General features: G+C 65.3%; 14 protein-coding genes. 8 read left to right on the forward strand and 6 right to left on the reverse strand.

Features of this window, described 5'->3' with window-relative positions; all coding sequences use genetic code 11:
• Positions 1-77: 77 nt before the first annotated feature.
• Together IE126_RS15640 and IE126_RS15645 are read right to left on the reverse strand one after the other, a co-directional pair.
• Complete coding sequence (locus tag IE126_RS15640; protein ID WP_054303135.1) at positions 78-1,598, reverse strand: ABC transporter substrate-binding protein; 1,521 nt, start codon at positions 1,596-1,598, stop codon at positions 78-80.
• A gap of 44 nt (positions 1,599-1,642) precedes the next feature.
• On the reverse strand, positions 1,643-3,211 hold the full coding sequence (locus IE126_RS15645; RefSeq protein WP_189381548.1) for a phytoene desaturase family protein: 1,569 nt from the start codon (positions 3,209-3,211) through the stop codon (positions 1,643-1,645).
• 112 nt (positions 3,212-3,323) lie between these two features.
• On the opposite strand from IE126_RS15645, the gene IE126_RS15650 reads away from it, so the two are divergent.
• From IE126_RS15650 to IE126_RS15675, 6 genes are read left to right on the forward strand one after another with little or no spacing between them, the layout of a single operon-like run.
• Positions 3,324-4,115, forward strand: coding sequence for a cyclase family protein (locus tag IE126_RS15650; RefSeq protein ID WP_108129857.1), 792 nt, complete (start codon positions 3,324-3,326; stop codon positions 4,113-4,115).
• Positions 4,116-4,119: 4 nt separating this feature from the next.
• Positions 4,120-5,673 (forward strand): phytoene desaturase family protein, encoded by a 1,554-nt coding sequence (locus IE126_RS15655; protein WP_189381549.1) that lies wholly within the window; start codon positions 4,120-4,122, stop codon positions 5,671-5,673.
• Positions 5,670-6,137 carry a MarR family winged helix-turn-helix transcriptional regulator gene (locus IE126_RS15660; protein ID WP_054303139.1) on the forward strand — a complete coding sequence of 156 codons (468 nt, stop codon included), beginning with the start codon at positions 5,670-5,672 and terminating at the stop codon, positions 6,135-6,137. Before IE126_RS15655 ends, IE126_RS15660 begins: the two co-directional genes overlap by 4 nt.
• 46 nt (positions 6,138-6,183) lie before the next feature.
• Positions 6,184-6,774: a VOC family protein gene (locus tag IE126_RS15665; protein WP_189381550.1), complete on the forward strand. Its 591-nt coding sequence runs from the start codon at positions 6,184-6,186 to the stop codon at positions 6,772-6,774.
• A gap of 15 nt (positions 6,775-6,789) precedes the next feature.
• Complete coding sequence (locus tag IE126_RS15670) at positions 6,790-8,934, forward strand: thiamine pyrophosphate-dependent enzyme (protein ID WP_119135752.1); 2,145 nt, start codon at positions 6,790-6,792, stop codon at positions 8,932-8,934.
• Entirely contained in the window at positions 8,931-10,481 is a 1,551-nt protein-coding gene (locus tag IE126_RS15675; protein WP_189381551.1) for an indolepyruvate oxidoreductase subunit beta family protein, read from the forward strand. The genes IE126_RS15670 and IE126_RS15675 overlap by 4 nt, the downstream gene beginning before the upstream one ends.
• Positions 10,482-10,525: 44 nt before the next feature.
• Here the strand turns inward: IE126_RS15675 and IE126_RS15680 are convergent, their stop codons facing one another.
• The 3 genes from IE126_RS15680 to IE126_RS15690 all read right to left on the reverse strand — a co-directional run bounded on the left by IE126_RS15680 (position 10,526) and on the right by IE126_RS15690 (position 13,086).
• Positions 10,526-11,020: a flavin reductase family protein gene (locus IE126_RS15680; RefSeq protein ID WP_189381552.1), complete on the reverse strand. Its 495-nt coding sequence runs from the start codon at positions 11,018-11,020 to the stop codon at positions 10,526-10,528.
• A complete protein-coding gene (locus IE126_RS15685; RefSeq protein ID WP_189381553.1) occupies positions 11,020-12,249 on the reverse strand; it encodes a styrene monooxygenase/indole monooxygenase family protein in 1,230 nt (409 codons plus the stop codon). The genes IE126_RS15680 and IE126_RS15685 overlap by 1 nt, the downstream gene beginning before the upstream one ends.
• Before the next feature lie 69 nt (positions 12,250-12,318).
• Positions 12,319-13,086 carry an SDR family oxidoreductase gene (locus IE126_RS15690; RefSeq protein ID WP_189381554.1) on the reverse strand — a complete coding sequence of 256 codons (768 nt, stop codon included), beginning with the start codon at positions 13,084-13,086 and terminating at the stop codon, positions 12,319-12,321.
• Between the two features lie 101 nt (positions 13,087-13,187).
• On the opposite strand from IE126_RS15690, the gene IE126_RS15695 reads away from it, so the two are divergent.
• Positions 13,188-14,243 carry an AraC family transcriptional regulator gene (locus tag IE126_RS15695; RefSeq protein ID WP_189381555.1) on the forward strand — a complete coding sequence of 352 codons (1,056 nt, stop codon included), beginning with the start codon at positions 13,188-13,190 and terminating at the stop codon, positions 14,241-14,243.
• 54 nt (positions 14,244-14,297) lie between these two features.
• Here the strand turns inward: IE126_RS15695 and IE126_RS15700 are convergent, their stop codons facing one another.
• The gene (locus IE126_RS15700) at positions 14,298-16,079 is read right to left on the reverse strand and encodes a calcium-binding protein (RefSeq protein WP_189381556.1); all 1,782 of its coding nucleotides are present in this window, start codon (positions 16,077-16,079) and stop codon (positions 14,298-14,300) included.
• A gap of 140 nt (positions 16,080-16,219) precedes the next feature.
• Between IE126_RS15700 and IE126_RS15705 the strand changes: the two genes are divergently transcribed.
• Positions 16,220-16,921, forward strand: a complete 702-nt coding sequence (locus IE126_RS15705) for a Crp/Fnr family transcriptional regulator (protein WP_189381557.1) — start codon at positions 16,220-16,222, stop codon at positions 16,919-16,921.
• The last annotated feature ends 2 nt before the right edge of the window (positions 16,922-16,923 follow it).

Here is a 16,923-nt window from a genome sequence, read left to right on the forward strand (position 1 = left end):
AACGCGGCCCGCTTTCATCTTGGTTCAAATATCCCACAGGGGGTGTGGGGGACGTGAAGTCCCCCACGGCCGACGGCTCAGCCCCGCGTCATCAGATGCGGCAAGAGCGCGCCCGAGGCATGGGGCACAACCTTGACACCCGGCGCATGCAGGATCGGCTGCACATATTGCAGCAGCGGAATGACCAGCGCATTTTCGGCGATGTAGCGATCCACCGCTTTCCAGCCTTCGATGCGCTTGGCCTCGTCCGCCTCACCCCAGAGCGGCGCAATCTTCTCGATCAGATCAGCACCGTCCCAGACCGAATGCGGCGAGGGGCCGAACATCGCAAAGCCGGTCGAGGTGGTCGGATCACCCACCGAATTGCCCCAGTTGTAGAAGGCGGCGGGGGCAAGCTGGTCGGCGGCACGCAGTTCGTAGTGCTTGGCGATCTCGTAAACCTCGATCTCCGCCTCGATCCCCACCTTGCGCCACAGGCCGACGATGGCCTGCACCATCTCGTAATCCTTCGGCTTGAAGCCCTTGGTGGTCTGGATCTTGAACTTCACCGGATTCTCCGGGCTGTAGCCCGAGGCCGCCAGCAGTTCCTTCGCCTTCTCCGGGTCGTAGCCAACCTTGATGGAGGGGTCATAGGCCTCGTATTCCGGGGTTTGCAGCGTGTCGATGGCAACGCCATAGCCCGAAAGCAGCCGGTCGATGATGGTTTGCTTGTCAATGGCCAGTGCGGCGGCCTTGCGGACATTCGGGTCCAGCATCACGTCGATATCGTTGAGGAAGATCATTCCGATATCGGAAACCGGCGTCGCCACCCCGGCCAGCGGGCCGTTCTTCAGCCGGTCATATTCCTCATAGGGCATTTCCAGCGTGACGTGGGCATTGCCCGATTCCACCTCGGCCACGCGGGCGGCGGAATCGGTCACGAACTTGATCGTCACCGTCTTGAACTCGGGCGCGCCACCCCAATAGGCCTCATTCGCTTTCAGGCGGACATAGGCGTTGCGCTCGAATTTCTCGACCATATAGGGGCCGGTCCCGATCGGCGCGGCCTCGAAGCCCTCGGCGCCAACCTTTTCGTAATAGGCTTTCGGCAGCACATAGCCGGTCAGGAAATACATCCACTTGAAGATCGTCGGGTCGAACTGCGCCACATCGGCGATGACCTTGTTGCCCTCGACCCGGTGGTTCTTCAGCGTGCCCCAGACGAACTGGATGGGCGAGCCGGTATCGGGGTTCGCCACACGGGCGAGGCTCCAGGCCACGTCCTCGGCGGTGAAATCGGACCCGTCATGCCATTTCACGCCCTCGCGCACGGTCATCCAGACCTGCGTGCGGTCATCGTTCCAGCCCCATTCCGTCAGCAGGCCGGGGGCGGGGCTGAGGTCGGGCTGTTGCAGGATGTACTGGTCGAACACCGACTGGTAGATGCCCTGGATCGTCGGGTTCACCGCCGAGGGGCCGACGGTCGGGTCCCAGCTTGGCAGGGTGACGTTATAGGCGATCACCAGTTCATCGATGGCGGCCAGCGCGGGAAGGCCGGTCAGCGAAAGCGCTGCCCCGGCGGCGGAAAGCTTCAAAAGGCTGCGACGGTTGAGGTTCATGGTTTTCCCTGTTGGTTGATGGCTTTGTTCTTGTTTTTATGTCGTTATTTTCCGGCGAGTTTCTGTGCCAGAAGAAAGCCCGATCCGGCCCCGGTTCCCGCGCCGGGCCAGACGGCCGCGCCGGTAAGGAACAGGTTCCGGATCGGAGTTGACCCGTCCGCATGGGATCGGACGGGGCGGAAGAGGAAGTTCTGACTCAGGTGGTGGCTACCGCAAATCTGATCGCCGCCGACCAGATTGGGGTTTTCCGCCTCCAGTTCGGCCGGGGTGACGATGCGGCGCGCGAGAATCTTTGACCGGAAGCCCGGCGCATAGCGTTCAAGGATGTCCAGCGCACGCTCGGCAAAGGGTTCCGCCGCCGTGGCCCAGTCGGTCGCGGCGATCTCACCCTTGGCGTCGCCCCGGATGGTGCCCGGCGCCATGCGGACCTGAAGCCAGATCACATGCTTGCCCGCCGGTGCACGGGTCGGGTCTTGCCCGGTCGGCTGGCCCACCACGAGGATTGGCTCATCCGGCAGAAGCCCCGCCTGCGCCTGTTGGTAGGTCCGCGCCATCTGATCAAGCGAAGGCGCCAGATGCACATAGGCGAAATCACGCAGCGCGCCGCCCGCTGCCCAGTCAGGCAGGTCACTGGCAGCGATATGGATCATCATCGTGCCCGGCGCATGGGCGTAATCGGCCATCGCCCGGTCAAAGCCCGGCTCGGTGCCGCCGGTCAGCTTCGGCAAGGCGCGCGGCGCCACCCCGGCGACCACCGCCCGCGACACGGTGAAGCGACGACCGTCCGCCAGCGTGATGCCGGTCGCCTTGCCGCCCTGATGATCGATCCGCGCAACACGGGCGCCGGTTTCCACGATACCGCCTTTGGCCCGGATCATCGCCACCATGGCACGGATGATCGTATCCGCCCCGCCGCGCCCCAGCACCATCCCGAAGGCCTGACCCGCCATCCCCTCCAGATAGGGGAACAGCGCACCGCCCGACACATCGGGGGCGAAATCCAGATGCATGCCCCAGGCGCCCAGCATCGCCCGCACCTTGGGCGAGTCAAAGGTGCGGTCCAGCCAGCGGCGCGGGCTTTCCAGCAGAAAGCGCCCCATGTCCAGCGTGCCGCCGACACCCTTGGCGCGAATCGTTTTGAACATGAACGATGCAAGTGCATACATATTCATGCGACTACCAAGCAGACCGAACAGATGCGGCGCCTCAGCCCCGAAACCGGCCACAAGCTCTTCCCATCGCTTTGCGTCGGCAGGCGATTCCGCCCCGATCCGCGCCAGTGTCTGCGCCATATCGGTGCTGACGCCCAGCCATGTCCCATCCGGGAAGGCCGAGGCGAAGGGCCGCGAAACTGGCACGAATTCAAGACCATGGCCCTGCAATTCCGCGCCGTATTGCTTGAAGAAGGCAGAGCCTGCGAACAATGACAGGTTCATCGCCGCCCAGTCATGCCGGAACCCCGGCAGCGTATACTCGCCGGTCTTTACAGCTCCACCAGCCATCGGCGCCTGTTCAAAGACGCCGACCTTCCAACCTTTAGCCGCCATATGCACGGCTGCGGCCAGCGCGTTGTGACCCGCGCCGACCAGAATGACATCGAGGCTTTCCGCCATCGTTCTTTGCTCCCTGTCTGACAATGATATTTGCAAATGCATGTAAATCTGTCTAGAGTGATTCTCATGCGATGACCGCCGCCAGATGCGGTCGCCATTCAGGGAGATAGCGATGACTTCTCAGGCTCTTCTGGGCCAGCTCGGCCAAATGATTCTGTCGGGCGGGATCGACGTTGTGGACTGCTCGGGCGTGCTGGGCCCGGAAACCCCGCTTCTGAAATTGCCGCCGGAACTGGCCAAGGATACGCCCCCGATCAAGATTCACCGCATCAGCGAATATGATCAGGACGGGCCGTTCTGGGCCTGGAACTGGCTGGAACTGGGCGAGCACAGCGGCACCCATTTCGATGCGCCGCATCACTGGATTACGGGCAAGGATTATTCCGACGGCTATACCGACACGCTGGACGTGCAGCGCCTGATCGCGCCGGTCAACGTGCTGGATTTCAGCAAGGAATGCGCCGAAAATCCCGACTTCCTGTTGACCATCGACCATGTGAAGGCCTGGGAGGCCACCCATGGTGAGATCAAGGCAGGCGAATGGGTCGTGCTGCGGTCTGACTGGGATCGTTTCGCAGATGACGAGGCGAAGTTCCTCAATGCCGATGCGACCGGCCCGCATACGCCGGGGCCGACCGCCGAGGTCATTGACTATCTGATCGCCAAGGGCATCGTCGGCTGGGGCAGCCAGTGCATCGGCACCGATGCGGGTCAGGCCGGTGGCATGAACCCGCCCTTCCCGGCGCATAACCTGCTGCACAAGAACAACCGCTTCGGTCTCGCCTCGCTTGCCAATCTCGACAAGCTGCCCGCGAAAGGTGCGATCCTGATTGCCGCGCCGCTGAAGATCAAGAACGGAACCGGCTCGCCCATCCGCGCGCTGGCGCTGGTGCCGAAGGCGTAACGCCATGGCGGTCGATCATGTCATTATCGGATCGGGCATCAATGCGCTGGTCGCGGCGGCGCTGCTGTCGCTGAAGGGCGACAAGGTGCTGGTGCTGGAACGCGAGGACCGCATCGGCGGCTGCCTGCGCACAGACGAACTGATCCCCGGTTTCAGCCATGACGTGATGGCCGCCACTTTCGTTCTGTTCATGACATCCCCGGCGGGGGCCGCGCTTGGCCCCCACCTTGCCCGGCACGGGATGGAGTATTGCCATTCCCCGCATCCGACCGCCGTGCTGCGCCCCGATGGAGAGGCGCTGGTGCTGGCGATGGACCGGGCCGAGAATATCCGCCGTTTCAACGCCCTGGCGCCGGGTGACGGCACGCGCCATGGTACTGATGTCGGCGCGATCGAGGCCGATGCACCCTTCCTGTTCTCGCTGCTGGGCGGTGATCTGTGGTCCTGGCCCACGCTGAAGCTGATGTTCGGCCAGGTGCGGCGGCGCGGGCTGAAGGGCATGGCCGCATGGTTCGGCAGCGCCCTTGCCCCGGCGCGTGGCTGGCTGGAAACGCAGTATAAAAGCCCGCTGGTGCAGGCGCTTTGGGCGCCCTGGGTGCTGCATTGTGGCCTGACCCCGGAAAGCGCCTATTCCGCCCAGATGGGCAAGGTCATCGCCTTCGCGCTGGAGGCGGCGGGCGCCCCCATCGTGAAGGGCGGCGCCGGACAGGCGGCCGAGGCATTCCGCAAGCTGATCGAGGAAAAGGGCGGCACGCTCCGCACCGGCGCTGACGTGGCCCGCATCCTCACTGCCAACGGCCGCGCAACCGGCGTGCGGCTGGCGGACGGCGAGGAGATCGCGGCGAAGAACGTGCTCGCCTCGGTCACGCCGTCGCAGCTTTGGGGCCGCCTGCTGGACGCCCCGCCTGCCGAGGCCGAGGCCACCCGCGCCTTCCGACATGGGCGCGGCGATTTCCAACTGCATTTCGCGCTGGACCGCGCGCCGGAATGGCGCACGCCCGGTCTGGATCAGGTCGCGCTGATCCACCTCAGCGACGGGATCGACGCGGTATCGCGGTCGGCCAACGAGGCAGAGCGCGGACTGCTGCCCGCCGTGCCCACGATCTGCGTCGGCCAGCCCTCGCAACTGGACCCGAGCCGCTGCCCGGATGGCAAGGCGGTGCTCTGGCTGCAGATCCCCGACGCGCCGCGCGTCATCAAGGGCGATGCGGCGGGGGAAATCACCACCGGGGCCGACTGGACCGAGGCAACCCGCGAAGCTTTTGCCGACCGGATCGAGGCGATCCTCTCGCGTCACATCAAGGATTTCGCCGCGATCAAGCTGGCGCGCCGCGCCTATTCCCCCGCCGATCTTCAGGCGATGAACATGAACCTCGTCGGTGGCGATCCCTATGGCGGAAGCTGCACCATCGACCAGTTCTTCCTCTGGCGCCCCTTCGCGCACAGCCCTGGCGCTTGCCCCATCAAGGGACTCCATCATATCGGAGCCTCGACACATCCCGGACCCGGCCTTGGCGGCGGATCGGGGTTCAACGCGGCAAAGAGGCTTGGTGCATGAGTGATGATGAAACCCTTCCCCGGCTGGGCGAGATCGGGCTGACCAACTTCGCGCCCTATCTGATGAACCGGATCATGGGCCGGTATAACGCGGGCTTCCGCGACGAAATGGCGGCACTGGGTCTGACGACGCCGAAGGCACGGGTTCTGGCTTCGCTGGCTGTGGTCGACGGGCCGGTGATCCGCGATCTGGCGGTCTACACCGTCACCGAACAAAGCACGCTGTCGCGGGCACTGGACCAGCTTGCCACCGAAGGGCTGGTGCGGCGCGAGGCCGACCCGCAGGACAGCCGCGCCACCCGCATCTTCATCACCGATGCAGGTCGCGCCGCCTTCGACAGCCTCTGGCCCCATATGGTCGAGGCAGAGCGTAACCTCTTTCGCGGCATCCCCGACAAGGACCGCCGCGCGTTTGTCGCCACACTTCAGCAGATACTGGCGAACATCCGCAAACACGAATTCTGAGGCTGCCCAAAGAAGCGGCCCGTTCACCCGACAGGAGAAGTTAGGAATGAAATTCGCCGCTCTCGCCGTCGTCTCTGCCGCGCTTGTCGCGGCTTCAGCCAGCGCCGAACCCCTGCCCGGCATGCGTGGGGTCAACCATATCGGCCTGACCGTGCCGGATCTGGCAGAGGCAGAGACCTTTTTCACCGATGTTCTGGGCTGCCAGAAGGCCATGTCCTTCGGCCCGTTCCGTGACGATACCGGCTCTTTCATGCAGGATCTGCTGAACGTCGATCCGCGCGCGGTGATCGAACAGATCACGCTTCTGCGCTGCGGCTTCGGCTCCAACATCGAGCTGTTCAAGTATACCGCACCGGATCAGGCCACCGTCACGCCGCGCAACAGCGACATCGGCGGGCATCACATCGCCTTCTACGTCGATGACATCGCAGTGGCGGCCGAGGATCTGAAGGCCCGTGGCATCCGCACCCTGATGGGCCCGCTGCCTGTCAGCGAAGGCCCGGCGGCAGGTCAGTCGATCCTGTATTTCTATGCGCCCTGGGGTTTGCAGATGGAGCTGATCTCCTTCCCGCAGGGCATGGCCTATGAAAAGGACGGTGGCCCTGTCCTGTGGTCGAACACCGAACCTTCCAAGTAAGAACGGAGAGCGCGAATGGCCGAACGGTCTTTCAAGGCGGAGGTAGAGCATCTGCGGCTGGGCGCCGGCCAGACCTTCACGGGCGAAGGCATCCTCGCCATTACCAAGGCGCTGCTGGAAAATGGCGTGGGGTATGTCGGCGGCTATCAGGGCGCGCCCATCAGTCACCTGATGGATGTGCTGGCCGATGCCGAGGAATTGCTGACCGAACTGGGCGTCCGGTTTGAGGCGAATGCCAACGAAGCGGCGGCGGCGGCCATGCTGGCAGCGAGCGTGCATTACCCGATCCGCGGCGCGGTGACCTTCAAGGGACCAGTCGGCGTCAACGTCGCCTCGGACGCGCTGGCCAACCTCAGCGATTCCGGCGTGAAGGGCGGCGCGCTGGTCATCGTGGGCGAGGATTACGGCGAAGGTTCCTCGATCATGCAGGAACGCAGCCATGCCTTTGCGATGAAATCGCAGATCTGGCTGCTGGACCCGCGTCCCAACCTGCCCTCCATCGTCAAGGCGGTGGGCGACGGGTTCGAACTGTCAGAGGCGTCGAACACGCCGGTCATGCTGACCGTGCGCATCCGGTCCTGCCACGTCACCGGCACGTTTGAAACCCGTGACAACCAGCGCCCTGCCCTGACGGTGCGCGATGCGCTGGCCAATCCGCAAAGCGATTTCCAGCGGGTCGTTCTGCCGCCGTGGACCTACCGGCACGAGCAGGAAAAGATCGACGTGCGCTGGCCCGCCGCCGAAAAATTCATCCGCGAACGCGGCCTGAACGAGCGTTTCGGCAAGGAGGGCCCGGTCGGTCTGGTGGTGCAGGGCGGCATGTACAACAGCGTCATCCGCGCCTTGCAGCGGCTGGGCCTTGCCGATCTGCACGGCAAGACCGAACTGCCGCTATATGTGCTGAACGTGACTTATCCGCTGGTCTCGTCCGAGTTTCTGGATTTCTGCGAGGGCAAGCGCGCCGTTCTGGTGATCGAGGAAGGCCAGCCCGAATTCATCGAACAGCAACTGGCGACCTATCTCTACCGCGCCAAAAGTAACGTGCGGCTGCATGGCAAGGACATCCTGCCGATGGCGGGGGAGTATACCGGGCAGGTGCTGCTGGACAGCCTGACCGCCTTCTTCCGCGAAGAGGCCGAGGATTTGCTGCCCGGTCAGGTGCGCGCGCCGAATTTCACCGCGCCCGCCATTCCCGACCTGTCGAAAACCGTGCCGATCCGCCCGCCGGGCTTCTGCACCGGCTGCCCCGAACGCCCGATCTTCGCCGCGCTGAAACTGGCGCAGAAGGAAACTGGCAAGGTGCAGATCACGGCGGACATCGGCTGTCACCTGTTCGCCTCGCTTCCGCCGTTCGAGGTGGGCGGCTCGACCATGGGTTACGGGCTTGGCCCCGCCTCCAACGCCGCGTTTGATGGTGGCGGCGAACGCCGCGCGCTGTCCATCGTGGGCGATGGCGGGTTCTGGCACAACGGCCTTTCGTCGTCGATCGGGAACATGGTGTTCAACAAGTCGGATTCCGTGGCGGTGGTGGTGGACAACTACTATTCCGCCGCGACCGGCGGGCAGGACATCCTGTCATCTCGGGCGAAGAACGACACCAAGGCCACCAACAACCCGATTTCCCGCGCGCTGGAAGGCGTGGGGGTGAAATGGGTGCGGCAGGTCAACCGCACCTATGACGTGCCGGGGCTGAAGAAGCTGTTCATCGAGGCGCTGACGACCGAGGAAAAGGGGCCCAAGGTGATCGTCGCCTCGTCGGAATGCATGCTGAACAAGCAGCGCCGCGAAAAGCCCCTGCGCGCCAAGGCCATCAAGGAAGGTCGCCGGGTCGAGGCACCGCGCTTCGGCGTGGACGAGGCCGTCTGCACCGGCGACCACGCCTGCATGCGGCTGTCTGGCTGCCCCTCGCTGTCCCTGAAAACGCTGGACGATCCCTTGCGCGACGATCCGGTTGCCAGCATCGACCAGACCTGCGTCGGCTGCGGCAACTGCGGCGAAGTGGCGGATGCCGCCGTGCTTTGCCCCAGCTTCTATCGCGCCGATGTGGTGCATAATCCCGGCGCATGGGAAAGCCGCTGGGCCGCCTTCCGCGCCCGCGTCATCGGCTGGCTGCAATCGCGCCGCGCCGCCGGCCGCCTGACTTTCGGAGAAACCGCATGACCGTGCAGCAAAGCCTCGCGCCCCGCCAGCCCGACCCGGCACTGGGGCAGATCATCAAGCTCGCCTGTCTGGCCGTCGGTGGCCAGGGCGGCGGCGTGCTGACCGGCTGGATCGAGGATCTGGCCCGCGCCAATGGCTATGCGGCGCAGGCGACCTCGGTCGCCGGAGTGGCACAGCGCACCGGCGCGACGATCTACTATGTCGAGATGGCACCCTATAATGGCGGGCCGATGCCGGTGTTTTCGCTCGCCCCCGCTTCGGGCGATGTGGACATCATGATCTCGGCCGAGATGATGGAGGCCGGACGCGCCATCATGCGCGGCTTTGTCACGCCGGACCGCACGACGCTGATCGCCTCCACCCACCGGGCGCTGGCTGTGTCGGAAAAGATGGTGCCCGGCAATGGCATCGCCTCGTCCGAAGAAGTGCGCGCGGCGGCCGAAGTCGCGGCGCAGCGGCTGATCCTTGCGGATTTCGAAGGGCTGGCGGTCAAGGTCGGTTCGGTGATCTCGGCCAGCCTGTTCGGCGGTCTTGCCGGATCGGGCGCCCTGCCTTTCCCGCGCGAGGCATTCGAGGATGCGATCCGTGCAGGCGGCAAAGGGGTGGAGGCCAGTCTCCGCGCCTTCGCCGTGGGTTATGAGGCCGCGCAGGCCGGTGTCGCCCCGGCTCCCGTGGCAGCACCCAAAAACCATGCACAGGTCGTGCCGCAGGGCAGTGCCAAACTTCAGGCCGAATGGAACCGCCTGACCGGCCGTATCACGGCCCTGCCCGCTGAGGTGGCCGAGCTGGCGCTGCCCGGTCTGCGCAAGGTGGTGGAATTTCAGGATCTCGCCTATGGCGCCGCCTATCTGGACCGTCTGGAGACGCTGGTCCGGCAGGACCGCGCCGACAAGGCTCATGCCTTCAGCCGCGAGGCCGCGAAATACCTGGCCAATGCCATGGCCTATGACGATGTGATCCGCGTCGCTGATCTCAAGACCCGCGGCGAGCGCTTCAGCCGCATCCGCCGCGAGATGGGTGCGAAAGACGGCAATCTCATGCATCTGACCGAATTCATGCACCCCGGCCCGGCCGAGATTGCCGGGATGCTGCCCGCCGGGATCGGCCGCAAGGTGCAGGACAGCCCGGCCTGGATGGCGCGTCTGGACCGCTGGTTGAACAAGGGCCGCCGCGTACGCACCGATACGATACCCAGCTTCCTGATGCTCTACACTCTGGGGGGCCTGCGCGGCTGGCGGCTGAAATCGCTGCGCCATGCCGAAGAGATGGCGCATATGGAGCGCTGGATTTCCCGCGCGACGGCGGCTCTGGGCCGGAACTACGATCTGGCGGTGGAAATCGTGAAATGCCGCCGTCTGGTGAAGGGCTATTCCGACACTCATGCGCGCGGCCAGTCGAAATTCGACCGCGTGCTCGCCGGGATCGCGCTGATTGAAGCGCGCGAGGATGCCGCCGACTGGGCCCGCCGGTTGCGCGAGGCAGCGCTGCTGGATGAAGAGGGCAAGGCGCTGGATGGCGCGATTGACACGATCCGCAGCTTCGCCTGAAGTCTGGACCGGAAACAGAAAAGGCGCCCCGTGGGGCGCCTTTGTCATTTCAGCGGCGAAAGCCGGTGAAAGCGCCGCTGTTCATACAGCAAGGGCGGCCCGTCAGCGCTGCGCATCTCGACGATATGCCCGATGAAGATGATATGGCTTGCCGCCTCCACCACTTCGGCCACATCGCAGGACAGCGAGACGGTCGCATCCGCCAGCAACGGCAGACCCCGGCTGTCGGCCTGCCAGTCGCCTTCGGTGAACTTGTCCTCACCCGTCACGCCACCCACCCCCGCAAAACGCAGCGCCAGTGCGTCGGCGGCGTCTGACAGAAGGTTCACGTTGAACCGCCCGTCCTCGCCCACCGCCGCGCAGGTGCCGGTGGCCCGGTTCAGACAGACCAGCACGCTGGGCGGTTCGGCCGTCACCGAACAGACGGCCGTTGCGGTGATGCCGCGCCGCTCCGCCCCGGCCAGCGCGGTGACAATCGTCACCGCCCCCGGAAAGCGCCCCATGGCGCTGCGAAAGCTGTCCGTATCAACCACACCCATCACGCCGCCCTCAGTTCCGCCAGATAGCTGCCCGCCGCCTGCGGATCGGCAAACCACGGGAAGAAATCGCGCGGATCATCAAAGCCGTTGGCAATGCGCTGCGCCAGACGCGGCTCGGCGCAGGCGGTGCCCATGATCTCCAGAATGAAGGGCGGGGGCGGCAGCAGCATCATGTTGGTCCAGCTCACCACCCATTGCGCATAGTCCCAATAGGCGTCGAAGGTGCCCTGCATCCAGGTCTCGTCAAAGGCGCCGTCGCCATGGGCGAGGATGCGCTTCAGATAGACCGCCGCCGCCTTTGAGGCATTGTTGGACCCCTGCCCGGTGATCGGATCGTTCAGACAAACCGCATCGCCCAGACCCAGCACCTTGCGCCCCGAAGGCAGCGTCGCCACCGGATGCCGCACCGTCGGCGCGAACCGTCCGGCAAGAATGCCGTTGTCATCGGTCAGCGCGATGCCGCGGCAGCGTTCCGCCTCCCACGGCAGGAAGGTTTCAAGGATCTGCTTCGACATCGCCAGATGCGCCTCGGGCGTCTTCACATCGCTCCAGCAATCCATCGGGCCGCCGGGAATGCCCTCGAACACCATGATTTCGCAGGGGCCGGTGGTGGTCAGCGCCGGGAAAACGAAATATTCACCCACACCGGGGATCAGGTTGAAACAAACCGCCGAATGGTCGGCGCGCGGCGTCATCCCGGTCACATAGGTCAGCGCCAGCGCCCGCATCGGCTTGTCATAGGCCGATTTCACCTCATCGCGGGTGAACAGCTTGCCGATTTCGCCCTTGCCCGAAGCCACGATCACCAGATCGTCGGTGCGGGTATAATGCTCCAGTTCGGCAATCCCGGCATCGGCGATGACCATCTGGCCGCCCAGCCGCGTGAACTCGGCCATCCAGCGCGGAATCTTCACGCGCTGGTCCACCGAATAGGCATTGCGATCCAGCCGCCCGGCCCAATCCACCGCCTTGCCCTGCCCATCCGGCGCCGGCACGGCAAAGCTGATGCCCTCGACCGGCGGGCAGGTGTCGGACCAGAAGTCGATGCCCAGATCGCGCTCGTTCTGCACGGCGGTATGGAACATGCATTGCGACGACAGCACCCGGCCCGAGGCGATGTCCTCCGCCGTGCGGTTCTGCACGATCCGCACCTGATGCCCGGCCTTCAGCAGCCCGATACCCAGTTGCAGCCCCGATTGCCCACCGCCGATGATGGTGATTTTCCGCATTTTTGTCTCCCTGTCTTTATCTTGGTTCAAATATCCCCGCCGGAGGCAGCCGGCGGCCCAGCCCGGCGCCTATTCCATGAGTTTAGGGATGGCGGGCACCGCCTGTTCCGGCCCCATGGCGGTATAGCCACCGTCCACGCAGATGTCGGTGCCGGTGATGAAGCTCGCCTCGTCCGACAGAAGGAAAGCCACGGCGCTGGCCACTTCCTCGGGATCGCCGGTGCGGCCAAGCATATGGAAGGGCGCGGCCACGCGGTCGGTCTTGGCGCGGTCGCCGCCGGTCAGCTGATCCATGATATTGGACCAGGTCCAGCCGGGCGACACCGCGTTGACGCGGATGCCCTCGGGCGCCAGATCCATCGCCTGATTGCGGGTCAGTTGCAGGATGGCCGCCTTCGACACCGGGTAAAGCCAACGCCCGGTCTGCGCCACCCGCGACGAGATTGACCCGAAATTGACGATGGCCCCCCTGTTGCGCGCCAGTTCCCCGCGCGCCGCCTGCATCAGCATGACGGACCCCACGATGTTCACATCCAGCGCCTCAAGCCATTCGGCACGCGGGCTGGCGGCGCCGTTATCCAGATAGGAGCAGGCGACATTCACCAGAAAGTCGATACGGCCAAACCGTTCCTTCGTTGCCGCAACCAGCGCTGCAATATCGGCATCGCTGCGCAGATCGCAGCGGCAATAGCCCAGGTCCGCAGCCTCGGCTCCGCCGTCCGCCAGATCGGCCACCATCACCCGGCAGCCCTCGGCGCGCAGACGTTCGACCACGGCCTGCCCGATCTTCGTGGCACCCCCTGGAACGATGGCCGTCTTTCCCTGCAATCCGCGCATGGTCGTCTCCCTGTTTGTTTTGAATTTGAAGCAGCCTCCGGCAGCGCGCCCGCGCCCGCTATCCGCCAAAAGCGCGGACTATCCGCAAAACGAAAAAATCGATGGGAATGCTGCGCGCAGGCACCCAAAGCGTGTTACGCTTCACCATGGAGGGCACCTGGATGCTGGACCATGCGCCGCGGCCGCTGGCCGCGCATCTCTTGTTCGAAAGCCGCGATCTGGACGAGGCGCGGGACAAGGTTGCGCGCGTGTTCTGCCCGCATCGGCTCGATACCGTGCGCGGCAGGTTCCATGCCCGCCAGCACCATCTGCCGGGCGAGAAGCTGTCGCTGAACTACATCGAATATGGCGCCAAGACGATGATCGCGCCGGGCGCGCTGCGCGATTTCTATCTGGTGCAGATCCCGCTGTGTGGCGGGGCGTCCATCGTCAACGGCGGCGATCGCTACACCAGCGACCCGGGCCGCGCGGCGGTGCTGAACCCCCATCGGGAAACCACGATGATCTGGGAGGAAGGCACCCGGCAGGTCCTGTTGCGCATCGACCGGGCGGCGATGCAGTCGCATCTGTCGCGCCAGCTTGGCGCCCCCGCATCGGCGCCAGTCACCTTTCAGGGTGCGCTTGATCTGCGCAGCGGGGCGGGGGCGGCGCTGCGGCGGCTGGTGCTGTGGCTGGTGGCAGAGGCGGATGACGGCGCGGCGCCCCTGACCGGGCTGATGGGGCGACAACTGGAGGAAACGCTGCTTTCCGGCCTGCTGGATGCGCATCGCCACGATTATGCCGCGCATCTGGGCCGCAGCCGTTCCGCGCCGCGCCCCCGCCACCTGAGGCTGGCCGAGAGCTTCATCGAGGCGCATCTGGATCAGCCGATCACGCTCGAGGATGTGGCCGAGGCCGCGGGGACCAGCGCGCGCAACCTGCAACTCGCCTTCCGCCAGTATCGCGGCACCACGCCGCTGGCCTTCTGGCGAGACCGGCGGCTGACGCGCGCGCATGCCGATCTGATTGCCGCTGCGCCCGGAGCCCGTGTCACCGATGTGGCGCTGCGCTGGGGGTTCGCGCATTTCGGCCGCTTTGCCGAAAGCTATCGCCTGCGGTTCGGCCTGACCCCGCGCGATACGCTGCGGGCGGCGCTGGGGCCGGGATATCAGGATTGAAACGCCGAACCCCCGGCCCGCAGGCCGGGGGCGGCAGCCCATCCTCCGAGGGGATCAGAGGAAGAAATTGGCTGCTGTCAGTTCGTGGATGCCGTCGAGGCGGATCACCAGATCGGCCACGCCGTCACCATCCACATGCGCCTCCACGAAAGTATTGCCGTCCTGCACGAAGCTGCGCACCGTGCCCGCACCGCTGCCGAACTGCACGAAGGCAAAGCCCTGATCGCCCGCCAGTGCCGGATTGGTGTCGATCCGGCCCAGATAGATCAGATCCTCGGCATCGCTGAAGTCGGTGATACGGTCGAACCCGCCGGGCGTATTCGGCGATTCTGCTGTGAAGTCGAAGACAAACCGATCCGCCCCCGCGCCCCCGGTCAGAACATCGCCCCCCAGACCGCCGGTCAGGGTGTCGCGGCCCTCCCCACCCGAGATCACATCATTCTCGGCGCCACCGGACAGCGTGTCATCCCCGGCATCGCCTTGCAGGCGGTCGATGCCGTCCCCACCGGACAGCGTGTCATTCTCGCTGCCACCGACCAGCGTATCGTTGCCCGCACCGCCATCCAGCCGATCCGCACCGGCCTCGCCGAACAGACGGTCGTTTTCGGTGCCGCCCCGCAGCTGATCGTTGCCATTGCCACCCAGCAGCAGGTCAGCGCCCTCGCCGCCATCCTGAACGTCATTTCCCTCCCCACCACGCAGGGTATCGGCCCCGCCTGCGCCGGTCAGCCGGTCATTCCCGTTGCCGCCGTCCAGAACATTGTTCTGGCTGTCGCCGGTGATCGCATCTGCATTGCCGGTGCCGATGACATTTTCAAACCCAGTGTACTGGGTATTGGCGAAGCGCCCGTTCACGTTGATCGTGTTGATCGCCCCCGCAAGGGTGAAGAACTGGGTCAGGCCGGTGAAGTCGATGGTATCGGTGCCCACGCCACCATTGATGAAATCGGCGTCGCTCCGGTTGTCGGCCCGCACCAGATCATCGCCGGTGCCCGCGTCGATCCGGTCATTGCCGCCGCCCCCCTGAATGGTGTCATTGTCGGTGCCGCCCGAGATGGTGTCATTGCCGAAACCGCCGAAGATCACGTCACGGCCGCTGTCGCCGATGATCTGGTCATCGCCATCGCCATCGCCACCATCCAGCAGATCATTTTCCGAACCGCCATAGAGAACGTCATTCTCTGTGCCGCCATACATCGTATCCCGGCCGGTTCCCCCGAACAGGACGTCGGTGCCGCTGTCCCCCATCAGGCTGTCGTCCCCGCTGTCACCGATCAGCCGGTCACGGTCAGCGCCACCAAAGATCGTGTCATTGCCGGTGCCGCCGTCCAGCGTGTCATTGCCCCCGGCCCCCGAAACCCTGTCGCGTCCATCGCCGCTCAGGATCACGTTCACCCCGTTATTCCCCGCGAGGATGTCATTGTGCCGCGAGCCGGTGAGGTTCTCGATATTGCGCAGCACATCCCCTTCGGCAAAGCCGCCGGATTGCACACCGGTGCGGGTCAGGTTCACGTTCACAGCAGCGGTAGAGGCGGTGTAATCCACCAGGTCGATATCGGTGCCGCCGTCGATGGTGTCGCGTCCCTCGCCCGCGCGGATCGTATCATTGCCCGCCTCACCAAGGATCGAGTCGTTGCCCGAACCGCCGATCACGCCGCTGCCATCCTCGATGACATCGTTGCCGCTGCCCGCGAAAACGGTGTCATCGCCATCGGTGATCAGGATGCGGTCATTGCCGCCCAGCGCCGAAATCTTGTCAGTGCGGAAGCCGGGAATGCCAAGGGTGAAGCGGTCGTCCAGGAAGTTCGAAAGGTCGTTGCCAATGATGTCGGCCATGATCGTTTCTCCATCGTGCCGGGTTACTTGCTGCGATCACATTGGCGCAGGGCGGTCGCCTGCGCTGTTCCCGGCGGAACAGGCTTGCCCAAGCCCGGCGGATCGGCGCAGCATGGGACAACCGATGCCCGGAGACCGCGATGGAACCTCCTTTGCCCCGCCCCGCATTCTGGCGGTCTTTCGAAATGTTCTCGGGCCTGCCAGCCGAGGCACTGGCGGCGCTGGCCGCCACTGCTCGCCGCCGCCGCTGGCAGTCCGGCGAGGTGCTGTTTCAGCGTGGCGAGCCGGGGGAGTGGATGCTGGCACTGGCGGATGGCCGGGTGAAGCTGACGCTGCTGACCCCGCAGGGGCGCGAACTGATCCTGCGCCATGCCGAGGCGGGCGATACCCTGGGTGAATTTGCCCTGATCGACGGCGAGCCCCGCTCTGCCGATGCTACCGCCGTCGCTACGACGGAAGGCTGGCTGCTGGAGCGCGCGCGTTTCGCCGAACTGGCAGAGGCACATCCCGCCCTTGGCATGGCAGCCGCGCGCTACTTCTGCCGCCGTCTGCGCGAGACCACGGATCAGCTGGAAGGCATTGCGCTTTACCAGCTTGAAGCGCGTCTGGCGCGGTTCCTTCTGTTCACTTTGCACCAGATCCATGGCGAGGCCCCGCCGCCCGAGGCCCCCCTGCGGCTGGAGATCAGCCAGACCGAGCTTGCCGCCGTTCTGGGCGCCAGCCGCCCCAAGGTGAACCGCGCGCTGATGGCCTTGCAGGCGGCAGGGGCGCTCAGCCGCGACGGCGGCGTCTGGCACTGTCGCACCGCCGCCCTTGCCCTTCTGGCAGAGCCGGAGGGCTGAGC

The sequence above is a fragment of the Gemmobacter nanjingensis genome (assembly GCF_014652195.1).
Lineage (GTDB): Bacteria > Pseudomonadota > Alphaproteobacteria > Rhodobacterales > Rhodobacteraceae > Gemmobacter > Gemmobacter caeni.

Bases quoted from the DNA above. Each gene is read 5' to 3' on its own strand.
- IE126_RS15685 (WP_189381553.1), bottom strand. From the start codon at position 12,249: ATGCGGAAAATCACCATCATCGGCGGTGGGCAATCGGGGCTGCAACTG.
- IE126_RS15675 (WP_189381551.1), top strand. From the start codon at position 8,931: ATGACCGTGCAGCAAAGCCTCGCGCCCCGCCAGCCCGACCCGGCACTG.
- IE126_RS15655 (WP_189381549.1), top strand. From the start codon at position 4,120: ATGGCGGTCGATCATGTCATTATCGGATCGGGCATCAATGCGCTGGTC.
- IE126_RS15640 (WP_054303135.1), bottom strand. From the start codon at position 1,598: ATGAACCTCAACCGTCGCAGCCTTTTGAAGCTTTCCGCCGCCGGGGCA.
- IE126_RS15700 (WP_189381556.1), bottom strand. From the start codon at position 16,079: ATGGCCGACATCATTGGCAACGACCTTTCGAACTTCCTGGACGACCGC.
- IE126_RS15665 (WP_189381550.1), top strand. From the start codon at position 6,184: ATGAAATTCGCCGCTCTCGCCGTCGTCTCTGCCGCGCTTGTCGCGGCT.
- IE126_RS15650 (WP_108129857.1), top strand. From the start codon at position 3,324: ATGACTTCTCAGGCTCTTCTGGGCCAGCTCGGCCAAATGATTCTGTCG.
- IE126_RS15645 (WP_189381548.1), bottom strand. From the start codon at position 3,211: ATGGCGGAAAGCCTCGATGTCATTCTGGTCGGCGCGGGTCACAACGCG.
- IE126_RS15705 (WP_189381557.1), top strand. From the start codon at position 16,220: ATGGAACCTCCTTTGCCCCGCCCCGCATTCTGGCGGTCTTTCGAAATG.
- IE126_RS15695 (WP_189381555.1), top strand. From the start codon at position 13,188: ATGGGAATGCTGCGCGCAGGCACCCAAAGCGTGTTACGCTTCACCATG.
- IE126_RS15670 (WP_119135752.1), top strand. From the start codon at position 6,790: ATGGCCGAACGGTCTTTCAAGGCGGAGGTAGAGCATCTGCGGCTGGGC.
- IE126_RS15660 (WP_054303139.1), top strand. From the start codon at position 5,670: ATGAGTGATGATGAAACCCTTCCCCGGCTGGGCGAGATCGGGCTGACC.
- IE126_RS15690 (WP_189381554.1), bottom strand. From the start codon at position 13,086: ATGCGCGGATTGCAGGGAAAGACGGCCATCGTTCCAGGGGGTGCCACG.
- IE126_RS15680 (WP_189381552.1), bottom strand. From the start codon at position 11,020: ATGGGTGTGGTTGATACGGACAGCTTTCGCAGCGCCATGGGGCGCTTT.